Raw genomic sequence first — 13,308 nt, forward strand, 5'->3', positions numbered from 1 at the left:
ACGGGGTTAACCCGCGAACGGGCTAATTTCCGCGAGTTTTTCGACCCGTTCGCCGGGCGTTCTCGGTGTCGCCGCGGCCAGGTTTATTTGCTCCACTTGCCGGTCTCGTCGCCAGCCTCGCGGGCTCTTTCCTCATCCTCATTTCAACGTCCCTGCGCTCATGAGTTTTCTCGGCATCGACCTCGGCACCGGCTCCCTGAAAGCGGCAATCGTCGACGAACATGGACGCGAGCAGGCGGTATCGAGCGTCGCTTATGCGCTCGTTACGCCGCACGCGGGTTGGGCCGAAATCGACGTCGAGACGTGGTGGAACGCGCTCGTCGATGCGATGGCGGGCCTGCCCCGCGAGCTGCGTGATGGCGTGCGCGCGATCGGCTTCTCCGGTCAGATGCACGGCGTCGTGCTACTCGATGCAAACGGCGCGGCGGTGCGGCGCGCGATGCTGTGGCCCGACTCGCGCGCGCTCGCCGTGCTCGACGCATGGCCCAACCCGCAACCGAATCCGGTCGCGCCCGGCATGGCTGGTCCGTTGCTGCGCTGGCTCGTGCTGCATGAACCGGAAGCCGCGCGTCGCACGCGCTGGGCGCTCCAGCCGAAAGACTGGCTGCGCGTCGCGCTCGGCGGCGCGTGCGTGACCGATGCGTCCGATGCGTGCGCGACCGCGCTCGCCGATCCCGCCGGCGCGTGGGACACGGCGCTGCTGGCGCGTCTGGAGATTCCGCGCGAGTGGTTCGCGCCGCTGGCGTCATCGTATGCGGCGTCGGGCGCGCTGTCGCCGCAGGCCGCGCAGGCACTCGGCTTGCGGGCCGGTATCGTGCTCGCGACCGGCGCCGCGGACACGCCGTGCGCGGCGCTCGGCAGCGGACTCGCGCAGGACGGCGACGCGCTGCTGACGACCGGCACCGGCGGACAGATCGTGGTGCTCGCGAACGACAAACCGGCGCCGCTGAAGGGTTTGCACCGCTATCGCGCGGCGAGCGATCACTGGTATCGGATGGCGGCGATGCAGAACGTCGGCATTGCGTTGGAGCGGGTGCGCGGGTGGCTGTCGTATAAGTGGGCGGAGGCTTACCGCGACGCATTCGACGATGCGGCTGACGCAGCCGCCGATGCAACGGGTCACGCCGCGTCGACGCTGACTTTCCTGCCGTACCTGACCGGCGAGCGCACGCCGTGGCTGAACCCGCAGGCGCGCGGCGGCTGGCTCGGTTTATCGCTCGAGCATACGCGTGGGGCGATGATGCGCGCCGCGTTCGAGGGCGTCGCATTCTCGTTGCGCGCGGGGCTCGACGCGATTCGCGCGAGCGGCGCGCAGGTGACGGCGCTCAAGCTCGCGGGCGGCGGCTCCGTCGATGCGCGCTGGCGGCAACTGCTCGCCGATGCGCTCGACGTCGAGCTGCACGCGGTCAATTGCCCGAACGCAGCGCCGCGCGGCGCGGCGATCCTCGGCGGCCTCGCGTGCGGCCACTGGCTAACGCGCGATCTCGCCGCGCTCGCGCCGGGCGCGACGCGCGTTGCGGGTCCGCATGGCGATGCGGCGCTTGCCGAGCGCTACGCGCGCTTCGTCGATCTGTATGGCCGGGTCGAGCCGTGGTTCGGTGGCGGGGCGTCGCGCGAAGCGCAGTAGCAGCGGCGGCGTCGAACGCGGCGCGGAGCGCAGCCATCGGCGGGGCAGCCTTCGCGCACTATGCAATACCATTACGCTTTTCGCGCGCCACGTGGTCGCCGGGCATGCGATGCCCATTTCGCATTCACGCATTCACGCACTCACGGACTCGGAGGAGCATTGACGATGAAGAGCAAAGCAGCAATCGCATGGAAAGCCGGCGCCCCGTTGACCATCGAGGAAGTCGATCTCGAAGGCGCGCGCGCCGGTGAAGTCCTGATCGAGGTGAAGGCGACGGGCATCTGCCAGACTGACTACTCCATCACCCGCCGTCTGCCGCTCGAGCGCATCAACGAGGGCTTTGACCTGATGAAGAAGGGCGAGTCGATCCGCTCGGCCGTGCTCTACTAAACGAGGAATGTCACGATGCTTGAACTACTATCGTCGCACGCCTGTCATGGCGGCGAGCAGCGTTTTTACCGGCACGAGTCGCGCGCGATCGGTCTGCCGATGCGCTTCTCGGTCTATCTGCCGCCGCAGGCATTGCATGAGAACGCGGGACGTGTGCCGGCGTTGTTCTATCTGGCCGGACTGACCTGCACGGAAGAAACGTTTCCGATCAAGGCCGGCGCGCAGCGCTTCGCGGCACAGCACGGCATCGCGTTGATCGCGCCGGACACGAGTCCGCGCGGCGCGGGTGTGCCAGGCGAGAGCGATGCGTGGGATTTCGGCGTCGGCGCGGGCTTTTACGTGGACGCGACCGAGGAGCCGTGGTCCACGAACTACCGGATGTATTCATACGTGCGGGATGAACTGCGCGAGACGGTCGTAAACGAATTACCGGTCGACGGCGCGCGCCTCGGCATCTTCGGTCACTCGATGGGCGGGCACGGCGCGTTGGTGCTCGCGCTGCGCAATCCGGATATTTATCGGTCGGTGTCGGCGTTCGCGCCGATCGCCGCGCCGATGCGTTGTCCGTGGGGCGAGAAGGCGTTCAGCGGCTATCTCGGCGAGAACCGTGAAGCGTGGAACCAGTACGACGCGAGCGAGCTGGTCGCGCACGCGACGCGCAAGTTCGCAACAGGGATTCTCGTCGATCAGGGACTCGCGGATCAGTTCCTGCCCACGCAGCTCAATCCCGACGTGTTCGAAGCGGCGTGCAAGGCCGCGGGGCAGCCATTGACGTTGCACCGGCACGAAGGCTACGACCACGGCTACTACTTCATCTCGACGTTCATCGAGGATCATCTCGCGCATCACGCGAAGGTGTTGCTCGGCTGAAAAACCTCGTAAAACACGGCGCTAAATGAAAAAACGGCGGCACATCACGTGCCGCCGTTTTTCATGCGTTCGACGAAAGCGTCTCTCAATGCCGCTTCAGCAGACTGCCGCCATACACCGCCGCCGATAGCACGGTGATCCAGAAGCTCGTCGGCCAATCGGTATAGAACGCGAGCGTCAAGCCGAGCCACGCCTGCGCGAGTGCGAACGCGGCCGCGAGCACGAGACCGGTGGACAGCCGCGTGCTCAGGTTCTGCGCGGCGGCGGCCGGGCCCACCATCAGCGTGAACACGAGCAGCACGCCGACGATCTGCGTGCAGGCGGCAACGGCCAGCGCGGCGATCGCGAGAAATAGCACCGACACGCGGCGCAGCGACACGCCCTTCGCTTCGGCCAGCTCCGGTTGCAGCGACGCGAACAGCAGCGGCCGCATAATCGCCGCGAGCGCCACGAGACTTACTACACCGAGCGCGGCAAGCACCCCGAGCGTCGATGCATTGACGCCGAGCACGTTGCCGAACAGCAGCGCCGTCACCTGCGTCGCATACGCGGTGAAGAAGTGCAGAAACAGCAGCCCGAAGCCGAGCGACAAGGAAAGGATCACGCCGATCGCGACATCGCGGCCGGCGAGCCGTTCGCCGAGCGCGCCCATGCCGACACCGGCCGCGAGCGTGAAGCCGATCATCCCCCAGATCGGCGAGATGCCGATCAGCACCGCGCCGGTCGCGCCGGTGAAGCCGACATGCGACAGCGCGTGGCCCGCGAACGTCTGTCCGCGCATCACCAGAAAATAGCCGACCACGCCGGCCAGCACCGCGACGATCCCCGACGCCGCGAATGCGTTCACCATGAAATCGTATTCAAACATCGTGCTTGTGTCCGTCGCGTGAGTCGTGCGGGTTCGAGTGACTGTGTGAGTGGCCGTGCGAATGACCGTGGCCGTGGTCGTGCGAGTGCGTATGTCCGCCGTCCTCGTCGTGTTCGTGCTCGTGATCGTGCTTTTCCACTTCGACGCCGCCAGACATCACGAAGATGCGGCCGTTCACGCGCATCACGTCGATCGGCGAGCCGTACAGACGCGACAACACCGGCCGCGTGATGACTTCATCGACGGTGCCGAGCGCCGCGACGCCGCTGCCGAGATACAGCACGCGATCGATCGAGTTCAGCAGCGGATTGAGTTCATGCGCGGAGAACAGCACCGCGATGCCGAGCTCCCGCTGCACGCGCCGCACGAGTTCGACGACGCTCTTCTGGTGATGCGGATCGAGACTGATCAACGGTTCATCGAGCAGCAGCAGTTTCGGATTACCGAGCAGGCATTGCGCGAGCAGGAGCCGCTGCCGTTCGCCGCCCGACAACTCCGACAGCGGCCGCTTCGCGAGATTCGTGCCGCCGACGAGCTCGAGCACCCGATCGACGTCAGCGCGCGTTTTCGCATCCGCATGCGGCAAGCCCCAGCGATGACCATCGGCGGCCATCGCGACGAAATCGCGGCCGCGCACACGGCGGCCGGCGAGTGCGCTGCGCGTCTGCGGCATATAACCGATCGACGCGTTGCCGCGCTCGACCGTCTGCCCGAGCACGCGAATCGCGCCGGCCGCGGCCGGCACGAGGCCGAGCACCGCGCGCATCAGCGTCGTCTTGCCCGCGCCGTTCGGCCCGAGCACACCGATGAACTCGCCCTGGTTCACGACGAAGCTCGTGTCACGCAGGATCGTGCGGCCGCCCAGATCGAGCGTTACGTTGTCGAGTTCGAGCACGGGCGTGTCGCGGCGCGCGGTGGGTGCGCCTGCTGGCGCACTTGCTGGCGTTCGATGGCCAGTCGGAGTCATGGAGTTTGTCCTTTCGCGTTGGCCGCACCGTTCGCGCCGTTCGTATCACCCGCCGCGAGCGCCTTCTGCAGCGCGTCGAGCTGCGTCAGCATCCACGTCTGATAGGTCTTGCCGGCCGGCAGGGTTTCGGTGACGCTCATCGTCGGTACCTTCGATTGTTGCGCGAGCTTCAGCATGCGTCGGGTCAGCGCCTCGGTGGCCTGGCTGTTGTAGATCAGCACGCGCACGCGCCGCTCGCGCAGATCGCGTTCGAACGCGGCGATATCGGCCGCGCTCGCTTCGGTGTCGTTCATCGCGGCGAGCTGGAAGCGCTGGTTGCGCATGTTCAGGCCGATCGCGTCCGACATATAGCCGAACACCGGCTCGGTCGCCGTGACCGGCAGGCCCGCATAGCGGCCGTGCAGCTCGGCGACCTTCGCGTCGATCGGCTTCAGCGAATCGAGAAACTTCGCGAGGTTCGCATCGTACGCCGACTTGTGCGCCGGGTCAGTAGCGCTGAGCGCGTCGCTGACCGCGCGCGCGACTTTCGGCATCGTCGCCGGGTCGTACCACAGGTGCGGATTGTCGCCGCCTTTTTTGCCCACCAGATCGGCCGCGACGATCACCGTGCGCTCCGCGCCTTTCGACGCGGCCAGCAGCTTCGCCATCCACGGATCGTAGTCGGCGCCGCTGTAGACGATGAGGCTCGCATGCTGCAACGCGCGCGCGGTGGCCGGGCTCGCTTCGAACAGATGCGGGTCCTGGTCCGGGTTGTTGAGGATGCTGGTCACGTCGACACGATCGCCGCCGAGTTGCCGCACCGCGTCGCCATAGAAATTCTCCGCGGCGACGACAGGAATCTTCGCGTCGGCGGCGAACGCGCCCTGGCCGAAGCCGAGCGCCGCGAGCGCGAGCGCGAGCGTGAGCAGACATGCGCGCAGATGGGTGCGTACAGACATCGAACCCTTCAGCGCGCGCTGCGCGCTGGACAACATCAAGCGGATCGTTTTCATCGTTGTTTCCTGCTACTTGAGAGTTTGAATGAGCTACTCGGGGTGGCAAGGCCAGATACAGCGCGGCGCCGCGCGCCTGATCACGACGAAACGCCTGCTGCTCCGCCGCCAGGCTTCGCCGCTCGCGCACATGGCCCGCAAAGGCCGCTCAACTCGATCACCTGGCGATGCACCTCAAAGCCATGCGCGGGCGCGCTGTGCGACAGGCGATCGGCGAGTTCGTCGCCGGGAATTTCGACGGTGGCGCCGCAGCCGTCGCACATCAGGAACTGGCTGCGATGCGGCACGCCGATTTCGCAGCAGGCGACGAACGCGTTCTTCGATTCGATCCGATGCACGAAGCCATGCGCGACGAGGAAGTCGAGCGCGCGATAGACGGTGGTCGGCGGCATGCGACCGCGCTCGGGCGCGAGCGCGTCGAGCAACTCGTATGCGCCGACCGGCCGCTCGCTCGCGACGATCGCCGCGTACACCTGGCGACGCAGCGGCGTCAGCGCGAGCCCCTGCGCCGCGGCGTGCGCGTCCGCATGCGCGAGCCGCATGGCGTGCTGTTCGGCGAGCGAGGTAGTCATCGGTGTGAATCTCCTGGCGTGGCGGCCCCCGGGCGGGCGGCGAGGTCGAAATGATATAACGTATCGCGATTTTTTGTCAGCAGCGCGAATCGTCGCGTGGTGTGAAGCCTGCCGCGCTGCACCATCGAAATTCGTCCGCGTGCCTTGACATGACCCGGCTCGTATCCGATCATTCGATCACCAGCCGAGCAATTGATCGCGCGATGAGCGTTCGCTCACTACGCGCCAAAATGCAAAAACGAACCGGAGACAGGCAGTGGCACGATTGCAGGACAAGGTCGCCATTCTGACGGGCGCGGCCAGCGGTATCGGTGAAGCGGTAGCCTTGCGCTATCTCGACGAAGGCGCGCGCTGCGTGCTGGTCGACGTGAAGCCGACGGACAGCATCGGCGGCGCGCTACGCGGCACCTATGGCGAACGCGTGTTGAGCGTCAGCGCCGACGTCCGGCGCCGCGAGGACATCGAGCGCATCGTCGCGAGCACGCTCGGCTGCTTTGGCCAGATCGACATCCTGTTCAACAACGCGGCGCTGTTCGACATGCGCCCGCTCCTCGACGAATCCTGGGACGTGTTCGACCGCCTGTTCGCGGTCAACGTGAAGGGCATGTTCTTCCTGATGCAGGCGGTCGCGCGGCAGATGGTCGAGCAGGGCCATGGCGGCAAGATCATCAACATGTCGTCGCAGGCCGGCCGGCGCGGCGAGGCGCTCGTGTCGCACTACTGCGCGACCAAGGCGGCGGTGTTGAGCTATACGCAGTCCGCGGCGCTCGCGCTCGCTCCGCATAAGATCAATGTAAACGGCATCGCGCCGGGCGTCGTCGACACGCCGATGTGGAACGAGGTCGACGCGCTGTTCGCACGCTACGAGAACCGGCCGCTCGGCGAGAAGAAGCGCCTCGTCGGCGAGGCCGTGCCGCTCGGCCGCATGGGCGTGCCCGACGACCTGACCGGCGCCGCGCTGTTCCTCGCGTCTGCCGATGCTGACTACATCACCGCGCAGACGCTGAACGTCGACGGCGGCAACTGGATGAGCTGAACCAAGAGCAGTAAGCGGGCACGTTGGCTGCTCCGAGCGGCGCGTCATTCCGTCAAACGAACGCAGCATCACATAACGTATGAGAAAGGAGACAACCATGAAACCAGCTTTCAAATTCGCGCTGAAGGCGGCCGGTGCCGGCGCGGCTACCTGCTTCGCGCTGAGCGCGTCGGCGGCGACGGTGACGATCGCGACACTGAACAATCCGGACATGATCGAGCTGAAGAAGCTGTCGCCGGCGTTCGAAAAAGCGAATCCGGACATCAAGCTGAACTGGGTGATCCTCGAAGAAAACGTGCTGCGTCAGCGCGCGACGACCGACATCACGACCGGCAGCGGCCAGTTCGACGTGATGACGATCGGCGCGTACGAAACGCCGCAATGGGGCAAGCGCGGCTGGCTCGCGCCGATCACGAACCTGCCCGCGAACTACGACCTGAACGACGTCGTGAAGACGGCCCGCGACGGCCTGTCCGCGAACGGCCAGCTGTATGCGCTGCCGTTCTACGTCGAAAGCTCGATGACCTATTACCGCAAGGATCTGTTCGACAAGGCCGGCCTGAAGATGCCCGACCAGCCGACCTATGACCAGATCGCGCAATTCGCCGACAAGCTCACCGACAAGTCCAAGGAGCAATACGGCATCTGCCTGCGCGGCAAGGCGGGCTGGGGCGAGAACATGGCGTACGGCACGACGGTCGTGAACACGTTCGGCGGCCGCTGGTTCGACGAGAAGTGGAACGCGCAGTTGACCTCGCCGGAATGGAAGAAGGCGATGACGTTCTACGTCGATCTGCTGAAGAAGGACGGCCCTCCGGGAGCGAGCTCGAACGGCTTCAACGAAAACCTGACGCTGATGTCGTCCGGCAAGTGCGCGATGTGGATCGACGCGACGGTCGCGGCCGGCATGCTGTACAACAAGCAGCAGTCGCAGATCGCCGACAAGGTCGGCTTCGCCGCGGCGCCGGTCGCGGTCACGCCGAAGGGCTCGCACTGGCTGTGGGCGTGGGCGCTGGCGATTCCGAAGTCGTCGAAGCAGGCCGATTCGGCGAAGAAGTTCATCGAGTGGGCGACCTCGAAGGAGTACATTGAAATGGTCGCGAAGGACGAAGGCTGGGCCTCGGTGCCCCCGGGCACGCGCCAGTCCACCTATGCGCGCCCCGAGTACAAGCAGGCCGCGCCGTTCGGCGACTTCGTGCTGAAGGCGATCCAGACCGCCGACCCGGATCATCCGACCTCGAAGCCGGTCCCGTACACCGGTGTGCAGTTCGTCGGAATTCCTGAGTTCCAGTCGTTCGGCACGGTGGTCGGGCAGAGCATCTCCGGCGCGATCGCAGGTCAGATGACGGTCGATCAGGCGCTCGCCGCCGGCAACGCGGCCGCGGACCGCGCGGTCAAGCAGGCGGGTTATCAGAAATAACTGCGCAGAAGTAACTGCGCTGCTGTAACCCGGCAGGCCCGCCGCATCGACCGATGCGGCTCATGAAGCAGGGCGGCCGTTGGTCTGCGCCGTAAGCGATGCGGCGCGCGCCGTGTGCCATTCAGCACGGCACGCCGCGTCGCACGCACGCGGCTCGGGCGAACGCTCCGCGCATTACCGAACAGGTGGTCCATCATGCGTCCTTTGCGCCTACCTTTGATGCACGCCCATCCCCAGACAGAAAAAGAACGCGAGGAGCGTAAGGCCAATTCGGCCCGCTGGCTCGTGGCGCCGTCGGTCAGCGTTCTCGTGCTGTGGATGGTCATTCCGCTCGCGATGACGATCTGGTTTTCGTTCTCGCACTACAACCTGCTGAATCCCGATCTGCGCGGTTTCGCCGGTTTCGACAACTACCGCTATCTCGCCACCGATCCGTCGTTCGGTCCGTCGATTGCGCACACGATCGAGCTGATCGTGTGGGTGCTCGTGATCACCGTGGTCGGCGGGGTGCTGATGGCGATCCTGTTCGATCGCAAATTCTACGGGCAGGGCATCGCGCGCCTGCTCGCGATCGGACCGTTCTTCGTGATGCCCACCGTCAGCGCGCTGATCTGGAAGAACATGATCCTGCACCCGGTGTATGGCCTCGTCGCGCAGGGCATGCGTGCGCTCGGCATGCAGCCGATCGACTGGTTCGCCGACTATCCGCTGACCGCGGTGATCATGATCGTCGCATGGCAGTGGCTGCCGTTCGCGTTCCTGATCCTGTTCACGGCGATCCAGTCGCTCGACCAGGAGCAGAAGGAAGCCGCGAAGATCGACGGCGCGGGTCCGTTCTCGATGTTCTTCTACATCACACTGCCGCATCTGAGACGCGCGATAGCGGTCGTCGTGATGATGGAGACGATTTTCCTGCTGTCGATCTTCGCCGAGATCTACACGACCACGGGCGGCGGTCCGGGCAATGCGACCACCACGCTGTCGTACCTGATCTTCTCGCTCGGCCTGCAACAGTTCGACGTCGGTCTCGCATCGGCGGGCGGTATTCTTGCGGTCGTGCTGGCCAACATCGTGTCGTTCTTCCTCGTGCGGATGCTCGCGAAGAACCTGAAAGGGGAGTACGAAAAATGAGCCACGTTGCCTCCACTGCGGCATCGACGACGCAGCCCGTCGCGGTGCCGACCAAATCGCCGTTCGACACGATTCGCCGCGGTATTCCCGGCGTGATCGCGTGGCTCGTCGCGCTGCTGCTGTTCTTCCCGATCTTCTGGATGACGATCACCGCGTTCAAGACCGAGCAGCAGGCCTACGCGTCGTCGCTGTTTTTCATGCCGACGCTCGACAGCTTCCGCGAAGTGTTCGCGCGCAGCAACTACTTCGCGTTCGCGTGGAACTCGGTGCTGATCTCGGTCGGCGTCACGCTGCTGTGCCTGATCCTCGCGGTGCCTTGTGCGTACGCGATGGCGTTCTTCCCGACGCACCGCACGCAGAAGGTGCTGCTGTGGATGCTGTCGACGAAGATGATGCCGTCGGTTGGCGTGCTGGTGCCGATCTATCTGCTGTGGAAAAACAGCGGCCTGCTCGATACGGTGTCGGGTCTGATCATCGTCTACACGCTGATCAATCTGCCGATCGCGGTCTGGATGGCGTTCACGTACTTCGCCGAAATTCCGCGCGACATTCTCGAAGCCGGGCGCATCGACGGCGCGGCGACATGGCAGGAGATCGTCTATCTGCTGATGCCGATGGCGCTGCCCGGACTCGCGTCGACCGCGCTGCTGCTCGTGATTCTCGCGTGGAACGAGGCGTTCTGGAGCATCAACCTGTCGAGCTCGAACGCCGCGCCATTGACCGTGTTCATCGCATCGTATTCGAGTCCTGAAGGATTGTTCTGGGCGAAGTTGTCGGCTGCTTCGTTGCTGGCGGTCGCGCCGATCCTGATCGTCGGCTGGCTGTCGCAGAAGCAGCTGGTGCGCGGCCTCACGTTCGGGGCGGTCAAGTGATGGCGGACCCGACGGCGGGTCCGGGCATCGCGCGATATGCGTTGATCTGCGATTGCGACGGCGTGCTGATCGACAGCGAAGCGGTGGCTGCGCGCATGCTGGTGCATGAGCTCGAGGCGCGCTGGCCCGGCGTCGACGTCGAGCCGGTCGTGCTGCCGCTGCTCGGGCTGCGCATCGAGCGCGTGTTGCAAGACACCGCGACGCAGCTCGGCCAGCAGCTCGGCGCCGACGATATCGATGCGATCCGCCGCGCGGTCGAAGCGGCGGCGATCGATGCGCCCGCGGTCGACGGCATCGAGATGGCGCTGACCCAGGTGCCCCTCGTCAAAGGCTGCGCGAGCAATAGCTTCCGGCCGTACGTCGAGACGGTACTGGCGCGCACGGGCCTGAAGCGGTTCTTCGGCGAGCGGCTGTTCTGCGCCGACGCGGTGCCGAATCCGAAGCCCGCGCCGGACGTGTATCTGGCGGCGGCGCAAGGCTTCGGGCTCGCGCCTGCCGCGTGCCTCGTCGTCGAGGACAGCGTGACGGGCGTCACGGCGGCGGCCACGGCGGGCATGGCGGTGCTGGGGTTTATCGGCGGCGGTCATGCGAGCGATGCGCAGATCGACCGTCTGCATGCGGCGGGCGCGCGTCATGTGTTCGACGACATGCGGCAGTTGCCCGACCTCGTCGCGCAATGGACACTGTCCGCGGCGGCCGCGGCGCCATGAGGGCGCGAACGAACGCGACACGACACGGCATCAGGTAGCAGCACGAAGTAACGAGCAGCATCGAACGGCATTACACGGAGACACATCATGGCAAGCGTAACCTTGCGCAACATCAGAAAGGCCTACGACGACAACGAAGTGATGCGCGACATCAATCTCGACATCGCCGATGGCGAGTTCGTCGTGTTCGTCGGGCCGAGCGGTTGCGGCAAATCGACCCTGATGCGGATGATCGCGGGCCTCGAGGACATCACGGGCGGCGATCTGAACATCGACGCGGTGCGCATGAACGACGTGCCGCCGGCCAAGCGCGGCATCGCGATGGTGTTCCAGTCGTACGCGCTTTATCCGCACATGACCCTTTACGACAACATGGCGTTCGGCCTGAAGCTCGCCGGCGCGAAGAAGCCGGAGATCGACGCGGCCGTGCGCAACGCGGCGAAGATTCTGCATATCGACCATCTGCTCGATCGCAAGCCCAAGCAGTTGTCGGGCGGGCAGCGGCAGCGCGTCGCGATCGGCCGCGCGATCACGCGCAAGCCGAAGGTGTTTCTGTTCGACGAGCCGCTATCGAATCTCGACGCCGCGCTGCGCGTGAAGATGCGCCTCGAGTTCGCGCGCCTGCACGACGAGCTGAAGACGACGATGATCTACGTGACGCACGATCAGGTCGAGGCGATGACTTTGGCCGACAAAATAGTCGTGTTGTCGGCGGGCAATCTGGAGCAGGTCGGCAGCCCGACGATGCTGTATCACGCGCCCGCGAACCGTTTCGTCGCAGGCTTCATCGGTTCGCCGAAGATGAACTTCATGGAAGGCGTCGTGCAGTCGGTGTCGCGCGATGGCGTCACGGTGCGTTACGAGACGGGCGAGACGCAGCGTGTGTCGGTCGAGCCCGGAGCGGCGAAGCAGGGCGACAAGGTGACGGTCGGCATTCGCCCCGAGCACCTGCACGTCAGCACGACCGAGGACGGTATCGAGGCACGCACGATGACGGTCGAATCGCTCGGCGATGCCGCATATCTGTACGCGGAGTCGAGCGTCGCGCCGGACGGATTGATCGCGCGGATTCCGCCGCTCGAACGTCATGCGAAAGGCAATACGCAAAAGCTCGGCGCGACGCCGGAGCATTGTCATCTGTTCGACAGCGACGGGAAGGCGTTCCAGCGCAAGATCGTTGAGGTGCTGGCGGCTTGATGAATGGTAAAGCGGCGCATGGGCGCCGCTTTACGCGATTGCGATGGTCGGCGTGCGCTATAGGCGTGACCTGCGCTTTTCCATGCACGCTCGCGTACCCTTGTTTTGTCACCTTGGAATTAACCGATGTTGTGCCGCCGCGCAGTCTGACTGTCGATCAGCGATAGCAGCGCTGCCGCGGCCCGGTATTGGCCGCCGGACAGCGCCTTCTTCTCCGAATCATTCATGACCCATAGCGCTCCGTTTTAGGACCAGCTTCGCGACCTTGGCGAACCTCAAGCGAACTTCTCGGCTTGACAATTGTTCGAACAATTTCAGAGTTTGGCTAATCGACGCTGTCAGCCGGCCGTCATAGTGTGGTGTACCCCAATCCTTTCAGGAGTGCACCGAGCCAATGACGAGCAACTCGGCACCACATAACCCGCACACCCCAAAACCACCGGCTCTCAAGCAACTGGCCTTTGCCTTTCCGTTTCTGCGCAAGGCGCAAGGCAATGCCAGTGCATCCACCCGTTTCACCGACGAGCATGACATTTACCGCCTTCTTGCCACGAACGAGCCGTCCGGCTCGTATCTCGTCAGCCGCAAGGGCATGTGGCACGGTGGCATCCACATCACGGAGGCGGGCGCGGGGCAGGCGCTCGACCTCGACGCGG

General features: G+C 65.2%; 12 protein-coding genes and 2 pseudogenes. 10 read left to right on the forward strand and 4 right to left on the reverse strand.

The annotated features are described in order from the left end of the window. Window positions 1-160 precede the first annotated feature (160 nt). The 3 genes and pseudogenes from VSR82_RS27640 to fghA all read left to right on the forward strand — a co-directional run bounded on the left by VSR82_RS27640 (window position 161) and on the right by fghA (window position 2,887). Window positions 161-1,627: a xylulokinase gene (locus tag VSR82_RS27640; RefSeq protein WP_429458042.1), complete on the forward strand. Its 1,467-nt coding sequence runs from the start codon at window positions 161-163 to the stop codon at window positions 1,625-1,627. 165 nt (window positions 1,628-1,792) lie between these two features. Continuing rightward, a pseudogene (locus tag VSR82_RS27645) lies at window positions 1,793-1,924 on the forward strand (S-(hydroxymethyl)glutathione dehydrogenase); the annotation flags it as partial. 108 nt (window positions 1,925-2,032) lie between these two features. Beyond that, window positions 2,033-2,887 carry an S-formylglutathione hydrolase gene (gene fghA, locus VSR82_RS27650; RefSeq protein WP_429458044.1) on the forward strand — a complete coding sequence of 285 codons (855 nt, stop codon included), beginning with the start codon at window positions 2,033-2,035 and terminating at the stop codon, window positions 2,885-2,887. 85 nt (window positions 2,888-2,972) lie between these two features. Here fghA and VSR82_RS27655 read toward each other — a convergent pair whose 3' ends face one another. From VSR82_RS27655 to VSR82_RS27670, 4 genes are all read right to left on the reverse strand, one after another. Further along, window positions 2,973-3,755, reverse strand: a complete 783-nt coding sequence (locus VSR82_RS27655) for a metal ABC transporter permease (protein ID WP_410848559.1) — start codon at window positions 3,753-3,755, stop codon at window positions 2,973-2,975. Beyond that, window positions 3,748-4,722, reverse strand: a complete 975-nt coding sequence (locus VSR82_RS27660; protein ID WP_368584717.1) for an ABC transporter ATP-binding protein — start codon at window positions 4,720-4,722, stop codon at window positions 3,748-3,750. The genes VSR82_RS27655 and VSR82_RS27660 overlap by 8 nt, the downstream gene beginning before the upstream one ends. Then, window positions 4,719-5,714, reverse strand: a complete 996-nt coding sequence (locus VSR82_RS27665; protein WP_429458049.1) for a metal ABC transporter solute-binding protein — start codon at window positions 5,712-5,714, stop codon at window positions 4,719-4,721. Before VSR82_RS27665 ends, VSR82_RS27660 begins: the two co-directional genes overlap by 4 nt. An 80-nt stretch (window positions 5,715-5,794) precedes the next feature. Continuing rightward, a complete protein-coding gene (locus VSR82_RS27670; protein WP_368584719.1) occupies window positions 5,795-6,286 on the reverse strand; it encodes a Fur family transcriptional regulator in 492 nt (163 codons plus the stop codon). Window positions 6,287-6,542: 256 nt separating this feature from the next. Between VSR82_RS27670 and VSR82_RS27675 the strand changes: the two genes are divergently transcribed. The 7 genes and pseudogenes from VSR82_RS27675 to VSR82_RS27705 form a co-directional block, all read left to right on the forward strand. Beyond that, a complete protein-coding gene (locus VSR82_RS27675; RefSeq protein WP_368584720.1) occupies window positions 6,543-7,322 on the forward strand; it encodes an L-iditol 2-dehydrogenase in 780 nt (259 codons plus the stop codon). 97 nt (window positions 7,323-7,419) lie between these two features. Beyond that, window positions 7,420-8,742, forward strand: coding sequence for an ABC transporter substrate-binding protein (locus tag VSR82_RS27680; RefSeq protein WP_013090396.1), 1,323 nt, complete (start codon window positions 7,420-7,422; stop codon window positions 8,740-8,742). A 195-nt stretch (window positions 8,743-8,937) separates the two neighbouring features. After that, window positions 8,938-9,873: a carbohydrate ABC transporter permease gene (locus VSR82_RS27685; protein ID WP_026229139.1), complete on the forward strand. Its 936-nt coding sequence runs from the start codon at window positions 8,938-8,940 to the stop codon at window positions 9,871-9,873. After that, window positions 9,870-10,745 carry a carbohydrate ABC transporter permease gene (locus VSR82_RS27690; protein WP_013090394.1) on the forward strand — a complete coding sequence of 292 codons (876 nt, stop codon included), beginning with the start codon at window positions 9,870-9,872 and terminating at the stop codon, window positions 10,743-10,745. The genes VSR82_RS27685 and VSR82_RS27690 overlap by 4 nt, the downstream gene beginning before the upstream one ends. Continuing rightward, window positions 10,745-11,455, forward strand: coding sequence for an HAD family hydrolase (locus tag VSR82_RS27695; protein WP_368584721.1), 711 nt, complete (start codon window positions 10,745-10,747; stop codon window positions 11,453-11,455). Before VSR82_RS27690 ends, VSR82_RS27695 begins: the two co-directional genes overlap by 1 nt. An 87-nt stretch (window positions 11,456-11,542) precedes the next feature. Further along, window positions 11,543-12,652, forward strand: coding sequence for an ABC transporter ATP-binding protein (locus VSR82_RS27700; RefSeq protein WP_368584722.1), 1,110 nt, complete (start codon window positions 11,543-11,545; stop codon window positions 12,650-12,652). Between the two features lie 394 nt (window positions 12,653-13,046). Next, window positions 13,047-13,308, forward strand: a pseudogene (locus VSR82_RS27705) (glycoside hydrolase family 19 protein); the annotation flags it as partial.

It is taken from the genome of Burkholderia sp. JPY481, assembly GCF_038900515.1.
Classification (GTDB): Bacteria; Pseudomonadota; Gammaproteobacteria; order Burkholderiales; family Burkholderiaceae; genus Paraburkholderia; species Paraburkholderia youngii.

Bases quoted from the DNA above. Each gene is read 5' to 3' on its own strand.
- VSR82_RS27690 (WP_013090394.1), top strand. From the start codon at position 9,870: ATGAGCCACGTTGCCTCCACTGCGGCATCGACGACGCAGCCCGTCGCG.
- VSR82_RS27685 (WP_026229139.1), top strand. From the start codon at position 8,938: ATGCGTCCTTTGCGCCTACCTTTGATGCACGCCCATCCCCAGACAGAA.
- VSR82_RS27695 (WP_368584721.1), top strand. From the start codon at position 10,745: ATGGCGGACCCGACGGCGGGTCCGGGCATCGCGCGATATGCGTTGATC.
- VSR82_RS27655 (WP_410848559.1), bottom strand. From the start codon at position 3,755: ATGTTTGAATACGATTTCATGGTGAACGCATTCGCGGCGTCGGGGATC.
- VSR82_RS27640 (WP_429458042.1), top strand. From the start codon at position 161: ATGAGTTTTCTCGGCATCGACCTCGGCACCGGCTCCCTGAAAGCGGCA.
- VSR82_RS27700 (WP_368584722.1), top strand. From the start codon at position 11,543: ATGGCAAGCGTAACCTTGCGCAACATCAGAAAGGCCTACGACGACAAC.
- VSR82_RS27660 (WP_368584717.1), bottom strand. From the start codon at position 4,722: ATGACTCCGACTGGCCATCGAACGCCAGCAAGTGCGCCAGCAGGCGCA.
- VSR82_RS27665 (WP_429458049.1), bottom strand. From the start codon at position 5,714: ATGAAAACGATCCGCTTGATGTTGTCCAGCGCGCAGCGCGCGCTGAAG.
- fghA (WP_429458044.1), top strand. From the start codon at position 2,033: ATGCTTGAACTACTATCGTCGCACGCCTGTCATGGCGGCGAGCAGCGT.
- VSR82_RS27670 (WP_368584719.1), bottom strand. From the start codon at position 6,286: ATGACTACCTCGCTCGCCGAACAGCACGCCATGCGGCTCGCGCATGCG.
- VSR82_RS27680 (WP_013090396.1), top strand. From the start codon at position 7,420: ATGAAACCAGCTTTCAAATTCGCGCTGAAGGCGGCCGGTGCCGGCGCG.